This is a genomic window from Paenibacillus sp. JT31N17 (assembly GCF_056269255.1).
Map to the genome: position 1 here is coordinate 24,998 of NZ_JBWDNP010000008.1, position 16,548 is coordinate 41,545.

Annotated in this window: 12 protein-coding genes; 10 read left to right on the forward strand and 2 right to left on the reverse strand. The window is 52.3% G+C overall.

Going from position 1 to position 16,548, the window contains the following annotated elements; translation table 11 throughout:
- Positions 1 to 418: 418 nt before the first annotated feature.
- Entirely contained in the window at positions 419 to 3,796 is a 3,378-nt protein-coding gene (locus AC0YOB_RS23290; protein WP_475794784.1) for a DUF4832 domain-containing protein, read from the forward strand.
- A gap of 226 nt (positions 3,797 to 4,022) precedes the next feature.
- On the opposite strand, the gene map is transcribed toward AC0YOB_RS23290, so the two are convergent.
- Together map and AC0YOB_RS23300 are read right to left on the reverse strand one after the other, a co-directional pair.
- Complete coding sequence (map, locus tag AC0YOB_RS23295) at positions 4,023 to 4,769, reverse strand: type I methionyl aminopeptidase (RefSeq protein WP_475794785.1); 747 nt, start codon at positions 4,767 to 4,769, stop codon at positions 4,023 to 4,025.
- A gap of 27 nt (positions 4,770 to 4,796) precedes the next feature.
- Positions 4,797 to 5,531 carry a TetR/AcrR family transcriptional regulator gene (locus tag AC0YOB_RS23300; protein WP_475794786.1) on the reverse strand — a complete coding sequence of 245 codons (735 nt, stop codon included), beginning with the start codon at positions 5,529 to 5,531 and terminating at the stop codon, positions 4,797 to 4,799.
- 568 nt (positions 5,532 to 6,099) lie between these two features.
- Between AC0YOB_RS23300 and AC0YOB_RS23305 the strand changes: the two genes are divergently transcribed.
- From AC0YOB_RS23305 to AC0YOB_RS23345, 9 genes are all read left to right on the forward strand, one after another.
- Positions 6,100 to 7,293 carry an MFS transporter gene (locus AC0YOB_RS23305; RefSeq protein WP_475794787.1) on the forward strand — a complete coding sequence of 398 codons (1,194 nt, stop codon included), beginning with the start codon at positions 6,100 to 6,102 and terminating at the stop codon, positions 7,291 to 7,293.
- 11 nt (positions 7,294 to 7,304) lie between these two features.
- Positions 7,305 to 8,471 (forward strand): iron-containing alcohol dehydrogenase, encoded by a 1,167-nt coding sequence (locus AC0YOB_RS23310; protein WP_475794788.1) that lies wholly within the window; start codon positions 7,305 to 7,307, stop codon positions 8,469 to 8,471.
- A gap of 202 nt (positions 8,472 to 8,673) precedes the next feature.
- Positions 8,674 to 9,189, forward strand: coding sequence for a hypothetical protein (locus AC0YOB_RS23315; protein WP_475794789.1), 516 nt, complete (start codon positions 8,674 to 8,676; stop codon positions 9,187 to 9,189).
- 411 nt (positions 9,190 to 9,600) lie between these two features.
- Complete coding sequence (locus tag AC0YOB_RS23320) at positions 9,601 to 10,554, forward strand: aldo/keto reductase (RefSeq protein ID WP_475794790.1); 954 nt, start codon at positions 9,601 to 9,603, stop codon at positions 10,552 to 10,554.
- Positions 10,555 to 10,677: 123 nt separating this feature from the next.
- Positions 10,678 to 11,709: a sugar phosphate isomerase/epimerase family protein gene (locus tag AC0YOB_RS23325; RefSeq protein WP_475794791.1), complete on the forward strand. Its 1,032-nt coding sequence runs from the start codon at positions 10,678 to 10,680 to the stop codon at positions 11,707 to 11,709.
- Between the two features lie 21 nt (positions 11,710 to 11,730).
- Positions 11,731 to 12,636 (forward strand): 2-hydroxy-3-oxopropionate reductase, encoded by a 906-nt coding sequence (garR, locus tag AC0YOB_RS23330; RefSeq protein ID WP_475794792.1) that lies wholly within the window; start codon positions 11,731 to 11,733, stop codon positions 12,634 to 12,636.
- Positions 12,633 to 14,081, forward strand: a complete 1,449-nt coding sequence (locus tag AC0YOB_RS23335) for a four-carbon acid sugar kinase family protein (RefSeq protein ID WP_475794793.1) — start codon at positions 12,633 to 12,635, stop codon at positions 14,079 to 14,081. Before garR ends, AC0YOB_RS23335 begins: the two co-directional genes overlap by 4 nt.
- Positions 14,082 to 14,328: 247 nt before the next feature.
- The gene (locus AC0YOB_RS23340; RefSeq protein ID WP_475794794.1) at positions 14,329 to 14,880 is read left to right on the forward strand and encodes a GNAT family N-acetyltransferase; all 552 of its coding nucleotides are present in this window, start codon (positions 14,329 to 14,331) and stop codon (positions 14,878 to 14,880) included.
- A 273-nt stretch (positions 14,881 to 15,153) separates the two neighbouring features.
- The gene (locus AC0YOB_RS23345; protein WP_475794795.1) at positions 15,154 to 16,479 is read left to right on the forward strand and encodes an ATP-binding protein; all 1,326 of its coding nucleotides are present in this window, start codon (positions 15,154 to 15,156) and stop codon (positions 16,477 to 16,479) included.
- Positions 16,480 to 16,548 lie beyond the last annotated feature (69 nt).

Sequence of the window (16,548 nt, forward strand, 5' to 3'; positions counted from 1 at the left end):
GTCATGGGTATGCGCGGCGATCCTTATTTGCGGCAAATATTCAATTAAGTCGGAAATTTTGCGCAAATTAATCGTTGACAATTTGCGGAAAATTGCGTAAATTGAGAACAGAATTTGCTGCAAATATTAACAATTTGCACAAACGAGTTGAAACAGCAGCAAGGCCAAGCGCATGAATGTGGCTATTACCCTGGCGTCGGCGGCATGGAATTCCCATAAGCCGTTCCCGCCAAGCAGCACGCAAATCCGGAAGGAGGAGATATGCTCCAATAGATATTCACTACCCACCCAATAACAAATAACACCAACAGGCGAGGACACTTACATAAGTAGAAGACAGCTAGAGCAAGCCAACGTTTGTCGATTCGCAGAATTGAGTACGCTTACATCGAATGGGAGGTTAAGGGAGGCTATGACAATGTTCACAACAATTCAGACGCGGCGGTGGCTAGGCTCAGCATTAGCGGCTGTTCTCGTTTCTTCTCTGGCTGTTACAGGAGTTTGGGCACAAGCCCCCGATGCTTCGGCCGGAGCTGGCGCAGGTTTTGAGGGAAGACCGGAACAATGGGCAGACGTGCCTCATGCTTCCACGAGTTTAACGCAATCCTTGCAAGAGATTAAGGCGGTACAACAGGATGGAAAGCTGCAATTGCTGGTTCAAGGGCCCGGATTGGAGAGCCAGGGTATCTGGTATATCGATACGGATGGCAACGACAAGACCGGATCGGCTGTTTCGATATGGAACAACAGCTCCGGGATCGATGCGAAAATTTCGGGAGGAAAGATATGGCGTGCCGTTGACGGGAGCTGGATTGAGGTCGGAACGGTTCAGCAAGCTGTAAAAGGCGATATTTTGGAAACAGAGGCTGAATTGAGCGTTCTGGGCGATGGAGTACCCGCTAATATAAGGGTAGGCTTCGCTTTGGCAGGCGATCAATACTTGCCGGCTCCGGGGAAACTGATGCTGACTGTTCCGCCGCCGTCCGGCAACGTGTTCGGACCGGATGTGAACGTGACGGTCGATGCGGATGCGTCGGATTGGTCGGGTGTAGAGCCAGCCGCCATGTCCGCAGACGGCTTGACTTCGCTGTACGCGGCAGAGGATGCCAATAGTCTGGTGCTGCTGGTGACAGGCAACATGGCGGAATTCAACGACATTTATCTGGATACCGACCGCAGTGCCGACACCGGATACACCGATGTGGGATGGCCGGAATTCGGCGGCAATTGGCTGATTGAGAACGGTGCGTTGTTCCAAAGCACAGGAGCAGGCTGGAACTGGGCGCCGGTCAACGACGCGGTCCTGGAGTACAAGCAGAAGGATGAGAATGGGATCAAGACGGTGGAGTACCGCATTCCGTTTACGAATATCGGCTTGACAGGGCCCAAGGCATTCTCGATTGGATTTACCTCCAATGACATTACGGTGCCGGACAGAACTCTTCTGGCCCCGCTTGTTGCCCCTCCGATTCCCAAAATAACGGTGGACGGCAGCTCCGATGAGTGGAGTTTGCTGCCTGTGACAGCCCAGGGGGAAGCATCTGTCTCCGCGATGAAGGCGTTTGTAAAGGACCAGCAATTGTACGTATTGGCCCAGGCCACATCCTTCGATGTGGAAACGAACGTATTCATCAATAGCGATAATGATCCGGATACCGGATACCTCGGCTGGGAGTTCAAACGCACCGGGGCCGACTATCTGATTCAGAACGGCAAGCTGCTTCGCAGCGCCGGCCCGGGCTGGACATGGGAAGAGATTGGTCCGGTGGACTGGAAAGTGTCGGATACGGCTGACGCTTCAGGATTCCGTAACATGGAAGCTCATGCCGACCTGTCCGCATACCCCAATGCCGGCAAATCGATGCGTGTGGCGATAGGCATTGGTGAGAACTATGCGCCGGCCAAATCTTCCGATGGCGAATATGCCCTCGCTTCCGGCGGCAGCGGCGCTCCGATTGTGATCGACGGCGAAGCAAGCGATTGGGCATCCATTGATAATTCTGTCACCGGAACGGGTGAATCCCTGGAAGCGAAAGTGGCTCAGGATGATTCCAAGGTTTACCTGTTCATTGACAACGATGCCGTGGATACCCGGAACATGTTTTACCTGGATACCGACAATAACGCTGCAACAGGCTTCCGCGGAACGGGCTGGGATGACCTGGGGGCAGACGCCAAAATCATGTATAACAAGCTGTACCTGTACAACAAGAAGAACGGGCAGTGGAACGACGCCGGTCCCGTGCGTGCGGAAATAAACGACAGCTACGCTCTCATTTACTTCTATCAGGATCAAATCGGCAGAAAAGCTGCCAAGCCTTTGAAAATGGGCTATACCGGCAAGGAAGTCTATCATCTTCCCGCAGCTGGAGGCCACTCTCTTGCCCTTAAAGAGGAAATATCGGTCAAGAAGCATAACGATGACTTTGTGCCGCAGGAGCGGTTCGATGTCCTGGATAATCCCTTCATGGGCTGGGCCGGATGGGGCGATACTAGGGAGCCCCTGCCACAGCCCCACAAGCTCGTATACGCGAACATTAACTGGCGGGATTTGGAACCGGTGAAAGGCACTTTCGATTGGGCCGGGGTGGAGCAAAAGTTCCAGTTCGCCAAGTGGCGCGCTGAGGGCGACCGGTTGATACTAAGACTCGTGCTGGACGATCCCGGCAACGATCCGGAGATGGATATTCCGCAATGGCTGTATGACGAATTGGTTCAAGCGGAAGGCGAGAGCGGCGCCGGCAAATGGTACGATACTCCGTCTTCTGTGGTCGGTAAAGGGTTTGCGCCAAACTACAGCAGTCCGCTGCTCATTCAAGAGCATGGACGGGTTCTTGAGGAATGGGGCAAACGCTACGATAATGACCCGACTATCGCATTTATTGTGATTGGCAGTCTCGGCCATTGGGGGGAATTTCACAACTGGCCGGAAGAAGTATCCGGTAAATTTCCGAGCGTGAAGGTGTCGGATCAATATGTGCAGCAATACATCGACGCATTTCCTCATAAGAAAATCGGCATGCGAAAGCCATACCCAATCGCGGCCTCCAATCAGCTTGGATTGTTCAACGATGTGTTCGGCAGCAAAGGCGCAACCGACACCTGGGTGAATTGGACCGTCGACGGCTGGAATGAGATCGCTCCGTATGTGGAGGAAGGCGAAGATCCGGCAGCTGTGCAAGCCGCATCGAAGATGCCGGATTTCTGGAAACACGGTTATTCCGGCGGGGAATTTTATAACGGAAATCCGTTATTGTCCCTGGGCGATGATACAATCATGGAGACATTGCGGGAAACAAGGGCAAGCCATACCTCCTGGCTAGGACCTTCTTCACCGGCCAGGTATGAGCTGGGCGAGGACATAACGGAAGGCCAACAAGCCAATATCGATTTGATGCATAACACCATGGGGTACAGGTTTGTGCTTGAATCGGTCGCTCATGACAAGAAAGCCAAAGCCGGTAAATCCCTGGGAATCCACATGAAATGGAACAACAAGGGAGTGGCTCCGTTTTACTTTGAATGGCCGCTTGCGCTCGCGCTTGTCGATTCCAAAGGAAAGCTGGTATCGGGAAGCATTCAGCGAGTGGGGTCGGAGGACGTGACCGAATGGCTCCCAGGTCGTCGCGATGTCAATGTAAGCTATACACTGCCGCGTGATCTGCATCCGGGAAAATACACATTGGCCATCGCAATGCTCGATCCGGACACCGGACTTCCGGGCGTTAGCTTGGCTATTGAAGGCGCAAGAAAGGACGGCTGGACAACGCTGGATTCCTTCCAGGCAACCCGTTGATCGTCCTTGCGAGCATCGACATCATAAATAACCGATAAAGAATGGCCGTTGACCTGAACCCCGGGACAACGGCCAGTTTGTCGTCAAGTCAATCTTGATCCTTTCCAGATCGGCATCATGATGGGGCTGTTCCCTAGTAGATTGATCCAAAAATAATGTAACTATATTCCAGTCGCTTATACTCTTCATAGAACACTTCGAACGGAGAGATACCATGCCTCTATTCTTATTGTGCAGTTAAAATCAGCGGTCCGTCCGGCGTGATTGCGATCGTATGCTCATATTGCGCCGACAACTTGCCGTCGGCCGTTCTCGCCGTCCACCGATCGTCGTCGATCGTGATACGGAACGTACCTTCGTTGACCATCGGTTCAATCGTAAACAGCATGCCTTCCTTTAAGCGAATGCCTTTGCCGGCTACGCCGATATGCTCGTAGTTCGGCTCCTCGTGCAGGCTCCGCCCGATCCCGTGCGCCAGCAGATCGCGTACGACCGAAAACCCGTTCGCTTCCGCATGCTGTTGAATCACCGACGTTATGTCCCCGAGCCGGCCCCCGGGGAGCGCCCGGGCGATCCCCAGATCCAAGCATTCTTTTGTCACCTTCATTAATTTTTGCGCCTCCGGCCGGATATTGCCCACCGCATAGCACCAGCACGAATCGCCGAACCATCCACCGTATTCCACGACGATGTCGAGCTTCAGCAAGTCGCCGTCCATAAGCGCCCGGTTCGAAGGAATGCCGTGGGCCACCACATCGTTGACCGAAGTGCAGGTTTCGGCGGGGAAACCGTTGTACCCTTTCGTAAACTGCTTGCCGCCCAGCTTGGTGATGTGTCTGGCAACAAAGTCATTGATTTCCCGGGTGGTGATCCCAGGCTTGATCAGTTTGGCCACCTCGCGGTAGCAGTCCGCAACGATTTGGCCCGCCGGCTTCATCTCTTCGATTTCCCTAGGTGATTTTAAAATGATCATCTTTTGTTTATTCGCTCCTTATTAATTCTATAATTTTAAAAACCGGGCGATATCCCTGGCCTCCTCGTGCAGCTTTCCGCGGCGAAGCGAAAGCGAGGCGCAGCCGACCAAGGCGGCCAGCAGCATTTCCGCGCGCTGCAGCCGATACGGCGGCTCCGCCGCATTTCCGCCGGAAGCGGCAGCCCCGTCCGCCGCACGCCCGGTTTCCAGCAGCGCGGCAAGCGGCGCGAGCACCTCCCTGCGAAAGGCGTCCGAGAGCGGGGTCGAGCGCGCTTCAGGCAGCGAGGCAAAGCCTTCACCGGCCAGCTTATACAGCAGGTACAGGGCGTGGTCCTCCGCCCAAAGCTGCAGCAGCCGGACGCTGGCGGCGGCGGCGGGGCCAAGCTCTGCGGAAGCGGCCGTTTCGCGGCTTCCGCTTCGGGAATCCGCGGCAGCCGAGTTCCCGGTGTCCGCCGCAGCAGCCAAGCCGAAATGCCCGCCCGCCGGCGCCTCCCCCGAAGCCGAAGCGCGCGGAACCTCCAGCGGGGCCTCCAGCCATCCCCCGGCCCGCTCCAACGCGTCCCATAGCAGATCGTGGAGCAAATCGCCCTTATTGCTGTAATAATGGTATACCGTGCCATAGCCGAGTCCCGCCTGCGCGGCCACATCGCGGATTTCCAGTAAAGGCCCTTTATTCAAAAACACATCGGCAGCGGCTTTACGGATTTGCGCCAGACGCCGCAGCCGGATATCTTCGTTTTGTTCCTTCGTGCGTGGAGTCATCTCGTCCGTTCACCTCTTTTATTTTTGACCTACTATTATGTCAATATAAAACATCGGCTTGCGAATAACAAGAGATCAGCTGGAGGATTTCCGGCTCAACCTGGAAATCGGCGCTTGACCAACGGGTTAGCCTCGAACGAGTGACCTGTTTGGAACATTGCCAAGCTAACGGTTGTCATAGCGCTTAATCGGCCCAAAAAACGGAGGTTTCTTTTCTAACGGTTGTATGCGCGCTTATTTGGACGAAACAGCCCCTCTGCCTACGTAAAAACGGGAAATAGGGCCCGCTGGCAACCGTTGCATTTTGTAAATCTCCATTTTTACCCAAATAGCGTCGCTCACAGCCATTAGATTTTTCGCCCGCTTTTATGCACTCGCATCTACTCCTCTGGTCCAGCACCGATATCGGTTTTGAGCCGGAATTCCCGTTAATCCCCGGGCTGGGGCTTAAGCACGTTATTTCAGGATCTTTCTACTAGTTCCCATTGTCAGCTCTATAAATCAACAGATGCAGCTGTATAAATCTATGGTATTGTAATAGATATGACAGGAATAACGAGAGGTATCCATGCAAATCATTCGTGACGTCCGCAAGTTTGTTGTGATCCCCGGAGCGGGGACGCTGCTCACCATGTTGTTTCTCTACGGTATAGGAACCGGCATTTTGGCTCCCATGAACGCTGTATATCTTGACGAGAGCATCGGGCTTTCCAAAGTACAGATCGTTGCCGTCTTCGCGGTATCCCTGTTCTGCAACATGGCTATTACCATTACAGTGGGCTGGATCAGCGACCGTCTGAAGAACAAGAAGCGGCTCCCGGTATTGGCAGCTTTCCTGTGCATGATCGGGTTGTTCATCTACATGAACGCGACGGACTTCCGGAGTGCGCTCATCGGCATGACGATTACGGTCGCACCATCGGGATTGATCATGGGTCAGCTGTTTGGCATGGCCCGCAATCATTTCTCCCGCACTGCCGGCGACATTGTGGAGATGGCCCAGCTGTGGCTTCGGGCTTCCTACAGCGTTGGATTTTTTGCAGGGCTGCTGCTCGGAGCGAACATCTTCCTCATTGCCACGTTTAAAGGCGTGCTGTGGGGCAATTTGGCAGGCTATGTGTGTCTGGTGGCTCTGCTGCTGTTGTTTAAGGAAACGACAGGAGAACCGGGAGTGAAGCATGTGGTCAAGGGAGAACCCTTCTCCCTTATTATGCTGATTGCCCTATTGATGCTCTCCTGCGCCGATGCCATCCGCGGATTATATTTGCAGCTTGTCGTACTCAAGCTGTTCGGCAAGCCGGAGATCATGTCCTACATATGGAGCGCACAGGCGGTATTCGAGCTGTTGTTCATGACACTGGGCGGATATTGGGCGGCACGGTACGGCAGTAAGAAGATTATCTTTGTCGGCGGCTGCTTCGCGCTCGCCACTTATTTGATTTATACGGGCAGCTCCGCGCTTCCTGTTTTCTTTGCCGTACAGCCGCTCTATTCGTTCTTCGTATCCATTCTGTACGGAGTGGCCATGGGATATGTGCAGCGGATGTTCCTAAGCCGGACAGGCTTCGGGGCCAGCTTGTACGTGTTCATTTCACAGACGGCGTCTCTCATTGGATATTTCCTGCCGCTGTTCATTGAGGGCATAACGCCGGATATCTTCTTCATACCGAGCGCTCTGGTAGCTCTATCCTTGCTCATGATCGGAATTGTGCTGTACCGGGAGAAAGCGAGAGGCTCGATGATCAAATCTTTAGAAGGATAGGGGAAGCATTGATGACGGATTATAGCTACTATTGTAATACGAGAATCGAGATGGGGATGGGCAAATCCGGCCAGCTGCCCGAGTTGCTGCAATCCTTGCAGATCGGTTCATCCATTCTGCTGGTCAGTGATCCGGGCGTCGTGAAGGCGGGATTATCCGCACCGATTCAAAATGCGCTGGAAGCGTCAGGATTCCGGGTTGTTCTGTTCGATTCCCTCTCGCAAAATCCAAGGGATACGGAATGTCTTGCCGGGGCCAGGCTGTTCGCTGAGCAGGGCATGGATGCTGTCGTTGCCATTGGCGGCGGAAGCGCAATGGATACGGCCAAAGCGATCGCCCTGCTGGGTCCGAATGGAGGCACCCCGGTTGACTATTGCGAGGGCAGACGGGCGTACACCAATATCGCCCCGATCATCTGTATTCCGACCACGGCAGGCACCGGATCGGAAGTAACGCGTTCCTCGGTCATTACCGAGTCTTCCACGCATCGCAAGCTTACGCTTAAGCATGCCTCGCTGCGGCCTCTGCTTGCGGTTCTTGATCCGCAATTGACCTTCACCGTGCCGAGGTCCGTCACCGCAGCAACGGGTGTTGACGCCTTGGTTCATGCGATTGAAGGCTATACATGCAAAGTGACCAATCCGATCTCGCAGGCGCTTGGCGCAAGGGCGATGCAGACGATTGTTGCTGCTCTGCCGACCGCCTTCAGCCATCCGGCTCATGAGCAGGCCCGTTATAGCATGCTGGAGGGCAGTCTGCTCGCGGGATTGTGCTTCGGCTCCAGCGATGTTGCGGCTGTCCACTGCCTGGCCGAGGCGCTTGGCGGATTGTACGATACCCCTCATGGGGTGGCGAACGCGGTGTTTTTGCCGTATGTGCTGAAATTCAACACGCAGGAAGAGAAGCCGATCCATGCCTCGCTGGCGCGTATCATGAAGTTTGCCGCAGAGTCGGATGATGACGAGGCCGCCATTGATAAAATGATCACCGGAATCCGGGAGTTTACGGCAAAGCTCGAAATTCCGAAGCTGAAGGACCTGCCGGGCGTGCGGAGAGAGGATTTCCCCCGGATCGTCGAGCTGGCTGTGCAGAATAATTCAACGCCAAGCAATATCCGCCCGATTGGCGCCGGGGACTACCTGCATATTCTTGAGCAAGCCTACGATGATGTGATTTGAGTTATCGGAATTAGCGGATGGCGATCTTAAACTGGAAAGCATCCGCGGCGCTGGCGGCGATTAAGAAAGCAGGCACACGGAATATGCCGCCTAAGCACTAGTAGCATGATCAGGGCTCGGGTAATAAAGTATTGGCAAAATGAGGGAACCATGGCATGATGGATACGAATCGCTATCTCGAAAAAAATGGAGGGATTCATTTATGCGGATTCGGAAATCTATTATTGCAATGGCTATAGTTGTATCCATACTCTTTGCTTCACAGTCAGTATCTGCAGCTCCTGCTTCAACTCTCGAAACGACAGATGTTCATTACTTTATTGGTTATGGTTATCATATTAAGTCGAATGAATTCTTTATGGGTTATCTTGGTTTTTATTGGGATGTCGATTCATTTGTATGGACGAACAATACAGATCATGATATTGCAATCGAACCATGGCTGTATTCTCCGTCTGGCCTGCAATATGATATGGACATTGCTTCAATTGATTATTATCAATTGCCTGATGGGCGATTGGAGAATTTATTGGTTGAACCCGACAGGGAAGGTCAATATGTTTATAAAAAGTCAGTTGGCCCTAATGATGGTCCCGCTGGACCGATAACAATAAGGCCTGGCAAAACAGCTTACTTTTGGATTGAACCAGCAGAGCAGGACTTCAGTAAGGCACAAAACTATGTATTTTGGATCAATGAGGTGCCTATCAAAAAATAACGCATACGTATAATAGGGGCCGCTCATACAGAGTGGCTTTTTATGTCGTGTATCTAAAACGTTTATTTTACGACAATTTCTAACAAAGAAAAGGACCTTAGTCTAATTATCAAGAGAGGGGAAAAATGGCATTCTTACGAATAGATAGAAGCCCGGCTTCGCGTTATTCCCGCGATGGTTCGGAGCGCAAAGCTCGTTCGATAAGACAAAGAAACACAACAGCTTCATCGACAAGTGACACGCACCAGCTTGCTTGCAGTACTTGCGAAATATCGAAAAGACGTTTCCGCATGCGCAGCCTGTCTTTTTCACCGGGCTTTTAAGGAGCTAGTTTTTGACTCTATTCGACAGCGTAATAGAGCTTTCCATGCTATACTAATCGGGAAAATGAATAGATTGGAGGAATATGGTATGCGATATCGGAATTTGGGAACAAGCGGATTGGAAGTCTCGGTGCTGGGATTGGGAACGAATGCATTCGGTGGACGGGCAGACAAGGAAACATCGATTCGGGTGCTGCATCACGCTGTTGACAACGGGATCTCGTTTATTGATACCGCCAACATCTATACAGGCACCAAGTCGGAAGAGATTATCGGCGAAGCGTTCGAAGGACGGCGCCATGAGGTGATCCTTACGACCAAAGTGGGCATCAAGCACGGAGAAGGTCCGAACACCAGGGGTTCCTCGCGTCAGCATATTTTCAAGGAACTCGAAGAAAGTCTGCGCCGCTTGCGGACGGACTACCTGGACCTGTACCAGATCCATGTTTTTGATCCGAAGACCCCGCTTGACGAGACGCTCCGCGCTCTGGATGATCTGGTTACATCCGGAAAAGTGAGATACGTCGGGGCTTCGAATTATGCCGCGTGGCAAATGATGAAATCCCTTGCTATAAGCGAAAGTCAGCATCTGATCAAGTATATATCGGTTCAACCCGGCTATTCGCTGGCAGACCGCGGCGTGGAGCGGGAGCTTATTCCGTTCTGTGTGGATCAGGGAATCGGGGTCATTCCTTATTTTCCGCTGGCAGGTGGAATTCTGACCGGCAAATATTCGGGAGGCTCCGTTCCAGGCGGCTCGCAGCTGGACAAGAATCCCAACTTTGCAGGGCGGGTAAGCTCCGCACGGGTGCAGCTGGGCGAGCAGGTGGCCAAGATCGCGGCGGAGATCGGAACAACTGCTACGGCGCTCTCGCTGGCCTGGCTGATGCACCAGCCTGCGGTAAGCACCGTCATTGCCGGCGCGACGCGTGAATCGCAAATCGACGAGAATTTGAACGCGGTGAACCTCGATCTCTCTGCAGACGTTCTGCAAGCGCTCGATGATATAAGCAAAGACTTTATCTACTCGCCTCCGTTTTGAAGCATACCGTGCCGGAACAGAAGTGTGAATTGCGTGAGCTAGTGAAATTTAGTTTCCTGAATTAGGGTACCCTCGGGTGCCCTACATTTTTCTAAAGGTGTCTGCCTGAGAGGAGCCAAGTCAATGAGTAATGTCCAAATCAATGAACAATCGCTAGCCAGGGTATACGAACAAATTCCAACCAGCCGCTATTTGACTGAGAGCCATAAAGGGCCGTATTACACAGGGGATTACAAGCTGGGCCTTAACTTATACAGCTTCAGCCATAATTTGTTTTCGTGGCTGCAGGGCAGCCCGGACGGCGCGGCGCCTCCCGTCGATACAATGTCGCTGATTCGGTATGCCAAAGAGGCGGGCTTCGACTCGGTAGATATCACCTGCTACTTTATCCCCGGCTATGAGAATTTCACGCTGCCATCCAAACCGGATGAAGAAATCTATGAATATGCCCGAACGATTAGAAGGCTATGCGATGAGCTGGGACTTGAAATAAGCGGGACGGGAATCAAGAACGATTTTGCCGATCCCAGCGCCGAGAGACGGGCTATGGACATTGAGCGCATCAAATATTGGATGGATGTCGCGGTCGTGATGGGGGCGCCCGTCATGCGCGTGTTCAACGGTGAAATCCCTGCAGATATTCTAAGCACGGATTGGGAAGCGGTTGCAAAGGAAAGAATTGTCCCTGCTCTGATAGAGTGTGCCGAGTATGGTGCGCAGCGGGGAATCAGGATCGGTATGCAAAATCATGGAGATATCACCTCGACTGCCGATCAGGTCATCCGGATTCTGCAGTGGGCCAATCACCCCAATCTGGGTGTGGTTAATGATACGGGCTGCTACAAAACGTTCGGGGCACCCACCGGTGAAGGCTATGCCTGGTATGATGACATTGAAGCCGTTCTCCCCTACACGTATAACTTCCAGGTCAAGAAATTGCCCGGCGGACTTCATACGGAGACCGTGACGGATTTGGACGAGCTTTTTACCCGAATCCGGTTCAGCGGTTATAGAGGGCATATTCCATTGGAGACGATATGGGCGAACTCGGATGCAAGTCATCCCAAAGCGCTCTCCGGGCCTCCTTATGATCAAGTCCGCGGGTTTCTTGAACAGATCCGGGCTGCGATGAATCGTACGAAGGTGCAAAAGTGATCGTCTGAGGGAGGAAGCATAATGAACAAGCGGATTGGTTTTATCGGATTAGGCATTATGGGCAGGCCGATGTCCCTGAACTTGATCAAGGCAGGCTATCAGTTGACAGTATATGATATTAATCAGGAAGCGATAGATCAATTAGTTCTTGCCGGCGCCGCGGCGGCGGATTCTCCCCAAGAGGTTGGCGAAAACAGCGATATTATCATTACCATGGTTCCAAACTCGGGGCATGTCAGAGAAGTGGTGCTGGGGGATAAAGGGGTTATCAAGGGGGCGAAGGCAGGAGCGGTCATCATTGACATGAGCTCGATTACGCCCGTTGCTTCCCGGGAAATTGCCGGCGAGGCGGCCGGGAGCGGGCTGCATATGCTGGACGCGCCGGTGAGCGGCGGGGAACCGAAAGCAATAGATGGAACCTTGGCCATTATGGTGGGCGGCCGGGAGGATATTTTCGAGAATGTAAAAGATGTGTTGAACGTGATGGGACAAGATGCGATCCTGGTAGGCGGGAACGGTGCAGGCGCAACGGCGAAGCTGGCGAATCAAGTCATGGTGAATTTGAATATTGCCGCCATGTCCGAAGCCCTCGTGCTGGCTGCAAAAGCCGGAATTGATGTGAATAAAATGTATCAGGCCATTAGAGGGGGACTTGCTGGAAGCGCTGTCCTGGATGCGAAGCTGCCGCTGATTCTGGAGAGGAACTTCGTCGCAGGCGGAAGAATCGATATTAATTTGAAGGATATCGCCAATGTGATGGAAACCGCCCATGAAATCGGTGTGCCGCTGCCCCTGACGGGTCAGCTTTTGGAAATCTTCCATGCCTTAAAGGTCGATGGCAAAGCCCATCATGATCACGGAGGCATCGTGCAGTATTATGAGAGATTGGCGAACGTCACCGTAAGCGGCGCGGAGGAGCGGCAATGAGGGAGGAAGGTAACGGGTTATCCTATTCCACCATCCACTCGCAGCTGCCGCCGGTATGGCAGGGAGATAATCCTCGGGAGCAAATCAGGCAGGCCAATCAATCCGGCAACCGGAAGATCATTGTATTGGATGACGATCCGACAGGCGTCCAAACCGTTCATGATATTGACGTCCTGACGGAGTGGGACAAGGTTCTGCTGCGCGAGTCGTTTGATAATCCGGAGACGGTCTTTTATATCCTGACCAATACACGCGGCGTTGAGGCGAGCGAAGCGGAGCGAATAAACCGCGAAATTGCCCGCCATGTGCAGGAGGTGGCGGATGAAACGGGAAAGGGTTTTGTTTTCGTCAGCCGGAGCGATTCCACCCTGCGCGGATATTACCCTTTGGAGATCGATGTGTTATCTTCGGAGATACGCCGCTTAACGGGCAAAGCTTATGATGGACATCTGCTCGTTCCGGCCTTTTTCGAAGGCGGGCGCGTAACCTACCGGAATACGCATTACCTTCTGGAAGGCGGCACGCTGATTCCGGTGCAACAAACCGAGTTTGCCCAAGACAAGGTCTTTGGCTATGAACATGGGGATTTGACTGAATGGATCGCGGAGAAAACAGAGGGACGGATTCAGCCGGAGGATTGTACGGTCATCACCTTGGAACAGCTTCGCCGGGGGCCAGCCGCAGTAGAAGAGCTTCTTCTTCGGGTTGAAGGAAATGTGCCGGTGATCATCAACTGCATGTCCTATGAGGATCTCGATGTTCTTTCCCTGGCGCTCCTGCAGGCAGAGAAGCAGGGGAAAAGGTTCATCTTCCGGACCGGAGCCTCTTTCGTTAAATCGTACGGGGGCATCGGGCATCTGGACTATCTGCCAAGAGAGCGGCTGACAGCGAAGGGACAGGAATCCCGCGGCGGGTTGGTTGTTGTCGGGTCCTATGTGCAGAAGACCACGCGCCAGTTGGTGCAATTGCTGAGCGGCACCGATATATTCCCGTTGGAAATGGAAGTGGGGCGGATTTTGCAGCCTCGTGAGCGGGCGGGTGAATTGGGACGGCTGATTTCCGAGGTGAACCAGCGTCTGGCTCAGGGGCAAAATGTCGCGGTATACAGCAGCCGCAAACTCGTAGCTGCGGACAACAAGGCGGAGAACCTGAAAATCAGCCAGGCGGTATCCGCGGCCCTCGTGGAGCTCGTGCGCTCCCTGCAGGTCATCCCCAAATTCATCATCGCAAAAGGCGGGATTACGGCAAGCGATGTCGCGACGAAAGGATTGAACATCCGCAAAGCAAGAGTGCTCGGTCAAGTGTCTGCGGGCGTGCCGGTCTGGCTGACCGGTGAAGAAGCGAAATTTTCCGGAGTCCCTTACATCGTTTTCCCTGGAAATGTAGGGGATGACCAAACGCTTCTGGAAACGGTTCAGAAGATAGAAGGTCAGCTGACAGAGTAGAATTGGAGTTAACCATTAGAGCTGGACTTGGACTGCTGCGGCAGTCTGATGTCCGGCTTTATTTGTCTTGCCCATCATGTTTGACGGAATCAGTGCTGCAATTCGCTCTTTTTTTGCTGGAGGTACTCCGTTTCGACAGGATGCTGGGCAGAGGGGATAAATGGTAAGGACAGAGTATTACGCAAACCTGTTTATTTTGATAAACTGAAGCAATAATCAGGCTTGCTTTAAGAGGAGGAATATGACGGTGCCATCATTTGCGCGTACGGATTCAATCGGAGTTATTCAAGGGAACATCAATGTTTTTCAGGCCAAGCCGGAGGATACGGAGGCTGTATTGCAGCTGCTCGTCCGCACGGCCGAATGGCTGCGGAGCAAAAATTCCACGCAGTGGAGCGGCTTGCTGCAGGGCGAGGATTCACACCGGACACCGGAGGCTATCAAGCGCGGCGAGGTTTATATTTTCATGCAGGGAGAAGTATTGGCGGGCATGGTCATGCTTATGCTGAAGGAGAGCGCTTGGGACCGGGAGCTGTGGGGGGAGGAGGGTCATGAATCCTCCGTCTATCTGCACCGCCTTAATATCAACCGGGAAGCTGCGGGTACTAATCTGGGCGAGGCTATCGTACGCTGGGCGGGCTCCGGCATTCATTTTGCGGGCAAGGACCGTATCCGGCTGGACTGCATCGCGAATAATCCGGTGCTGAACCGGTTCTACCGGACCTGCGGCTATGAATATATAGGGCTGGCCTCCAATCCCATGGGGGAATTCAGCAAGTACGAGAAGCGGTATGACTGAACGGGCTTGCCCTTGCCAGTGGAAGTGCACCATTATCTGTCATGGGTTTCATTTCTGTCCGGGTATGAGGGGCTTAAGACAGACATCGATAATCGGAGTTCTATGAGCTGCTGCCGGCACTTACGGCATTATTCGGGCTGCCGTGGGACGGCAGTATGCCGCGTTAAATTGATGATGAGAAGCAGAGGCTGCCCGTCAGGTCTTGATCGACCTGATGGGCATTTTTTTTGACCTTATAGAATTGATAGTTTTACGCCTGTAAATGCAGGAGATATGCCTCTTTATGTTGAAAATCTAAACTTAGATAGAAGAACTGAGTTTTATTACTCGAGAATATGGCAGGTAAAGAACATGACGATGATAAAGGATTTTGTGCTGCAGCTGACGCTTATAGCACTGCCTATGTTTATTTACCATACATTTGTCAACGACAGGCTAAAGAATGATAAAACTCAGAGGTTGGTATTGTCAGCTTTATGGGGACTCTCGCTTATATTTTGCATGTCCTTTCCCGCGATTGCTTCAAATTACCGATTGGACATAAGGATCATTCCTCTGCTGATGGGGACGTTATATGGTGGATTTGGAACAGGTGTAATCCTGGCAGCTCTTGTCATCCTTTATCGGCTTTATATTGGAATGGACACCGGATTTTATACGACAGTTCTTGCCTTACTTACCGCTATGCCGGTTATATTATATTTCCAAAAGCCCTTTGAAAAAGCAAAAAAAGCCAAGAAGGTCAAAATCGCCATCTTTCTTTCTCTTTTCTATACGCTTGTTGGCATTACCTGGTTTTGTACGCTTAGAGATGTTTCGTGGGAAAGCCTTGGCGTACAGGCTGTTCACCTTGCATTTATATTGCTGGTGATCTGGTTCTTCACCACCTTAAACGAAAATATGAAGGAGATTCACCAGCTGCGATTAGAGGTGCAGAACGCGGGGAAGCTGCAGGTGATCAGTGATTTAACCAGTGTTTTCGCTCATGAAATAAGGAACCCCATGCAGGTTACCCGCGGTTTTCTTCAGCTTCTGAACGAGCCTGATCTAACGGATCAAAAGAAGAAATATATCCGGTTATCCATTGAAGAATTGGACCGTGCGAACGAAATTATCAATGACCTGCTCTTATTCGGAAAACCCTCAACAAACTGCACGGAAAGAGTAAATGTGGGAAATCTGCTGCAGCGCATCCTGAATATTCTCGACAGCTACACGACATCTCAAAATGTTACGGTTACGACGGATATCAATGATGATTGCTGGACAAATGCGGTTCCCCAAAAATTGAATCAATGCCTGGTCAATATCTTGAAAAATGCCATTGAGTCCATGCCCAATGGGGGAACGGTCTGGGCAAGCTGTGCCCCAACGGGTGATGGACAGATACAAATCAGCATTAAAGACCAAGGGATCGGTATGACAAAACAGGAGATTGACAGGCTTGGTTCACCCTTTTATTCCCTGAAAAAAAGCGGAACAGGATTAGGCATGATGATCAGTTTTCAAATTATCCGGTCCTTTCACGGCAAAGTGCGGGTAACCAGCGAGAAAGACATTGGGACGGAGTTTATTATTCTTCTGCCGAAAGCAGACTGAGACGAAGTGCCGGTGCATGAATGGACCATTGACTCTCGGCCGTCACGTTTTGGTCGTTATATTGGGAGT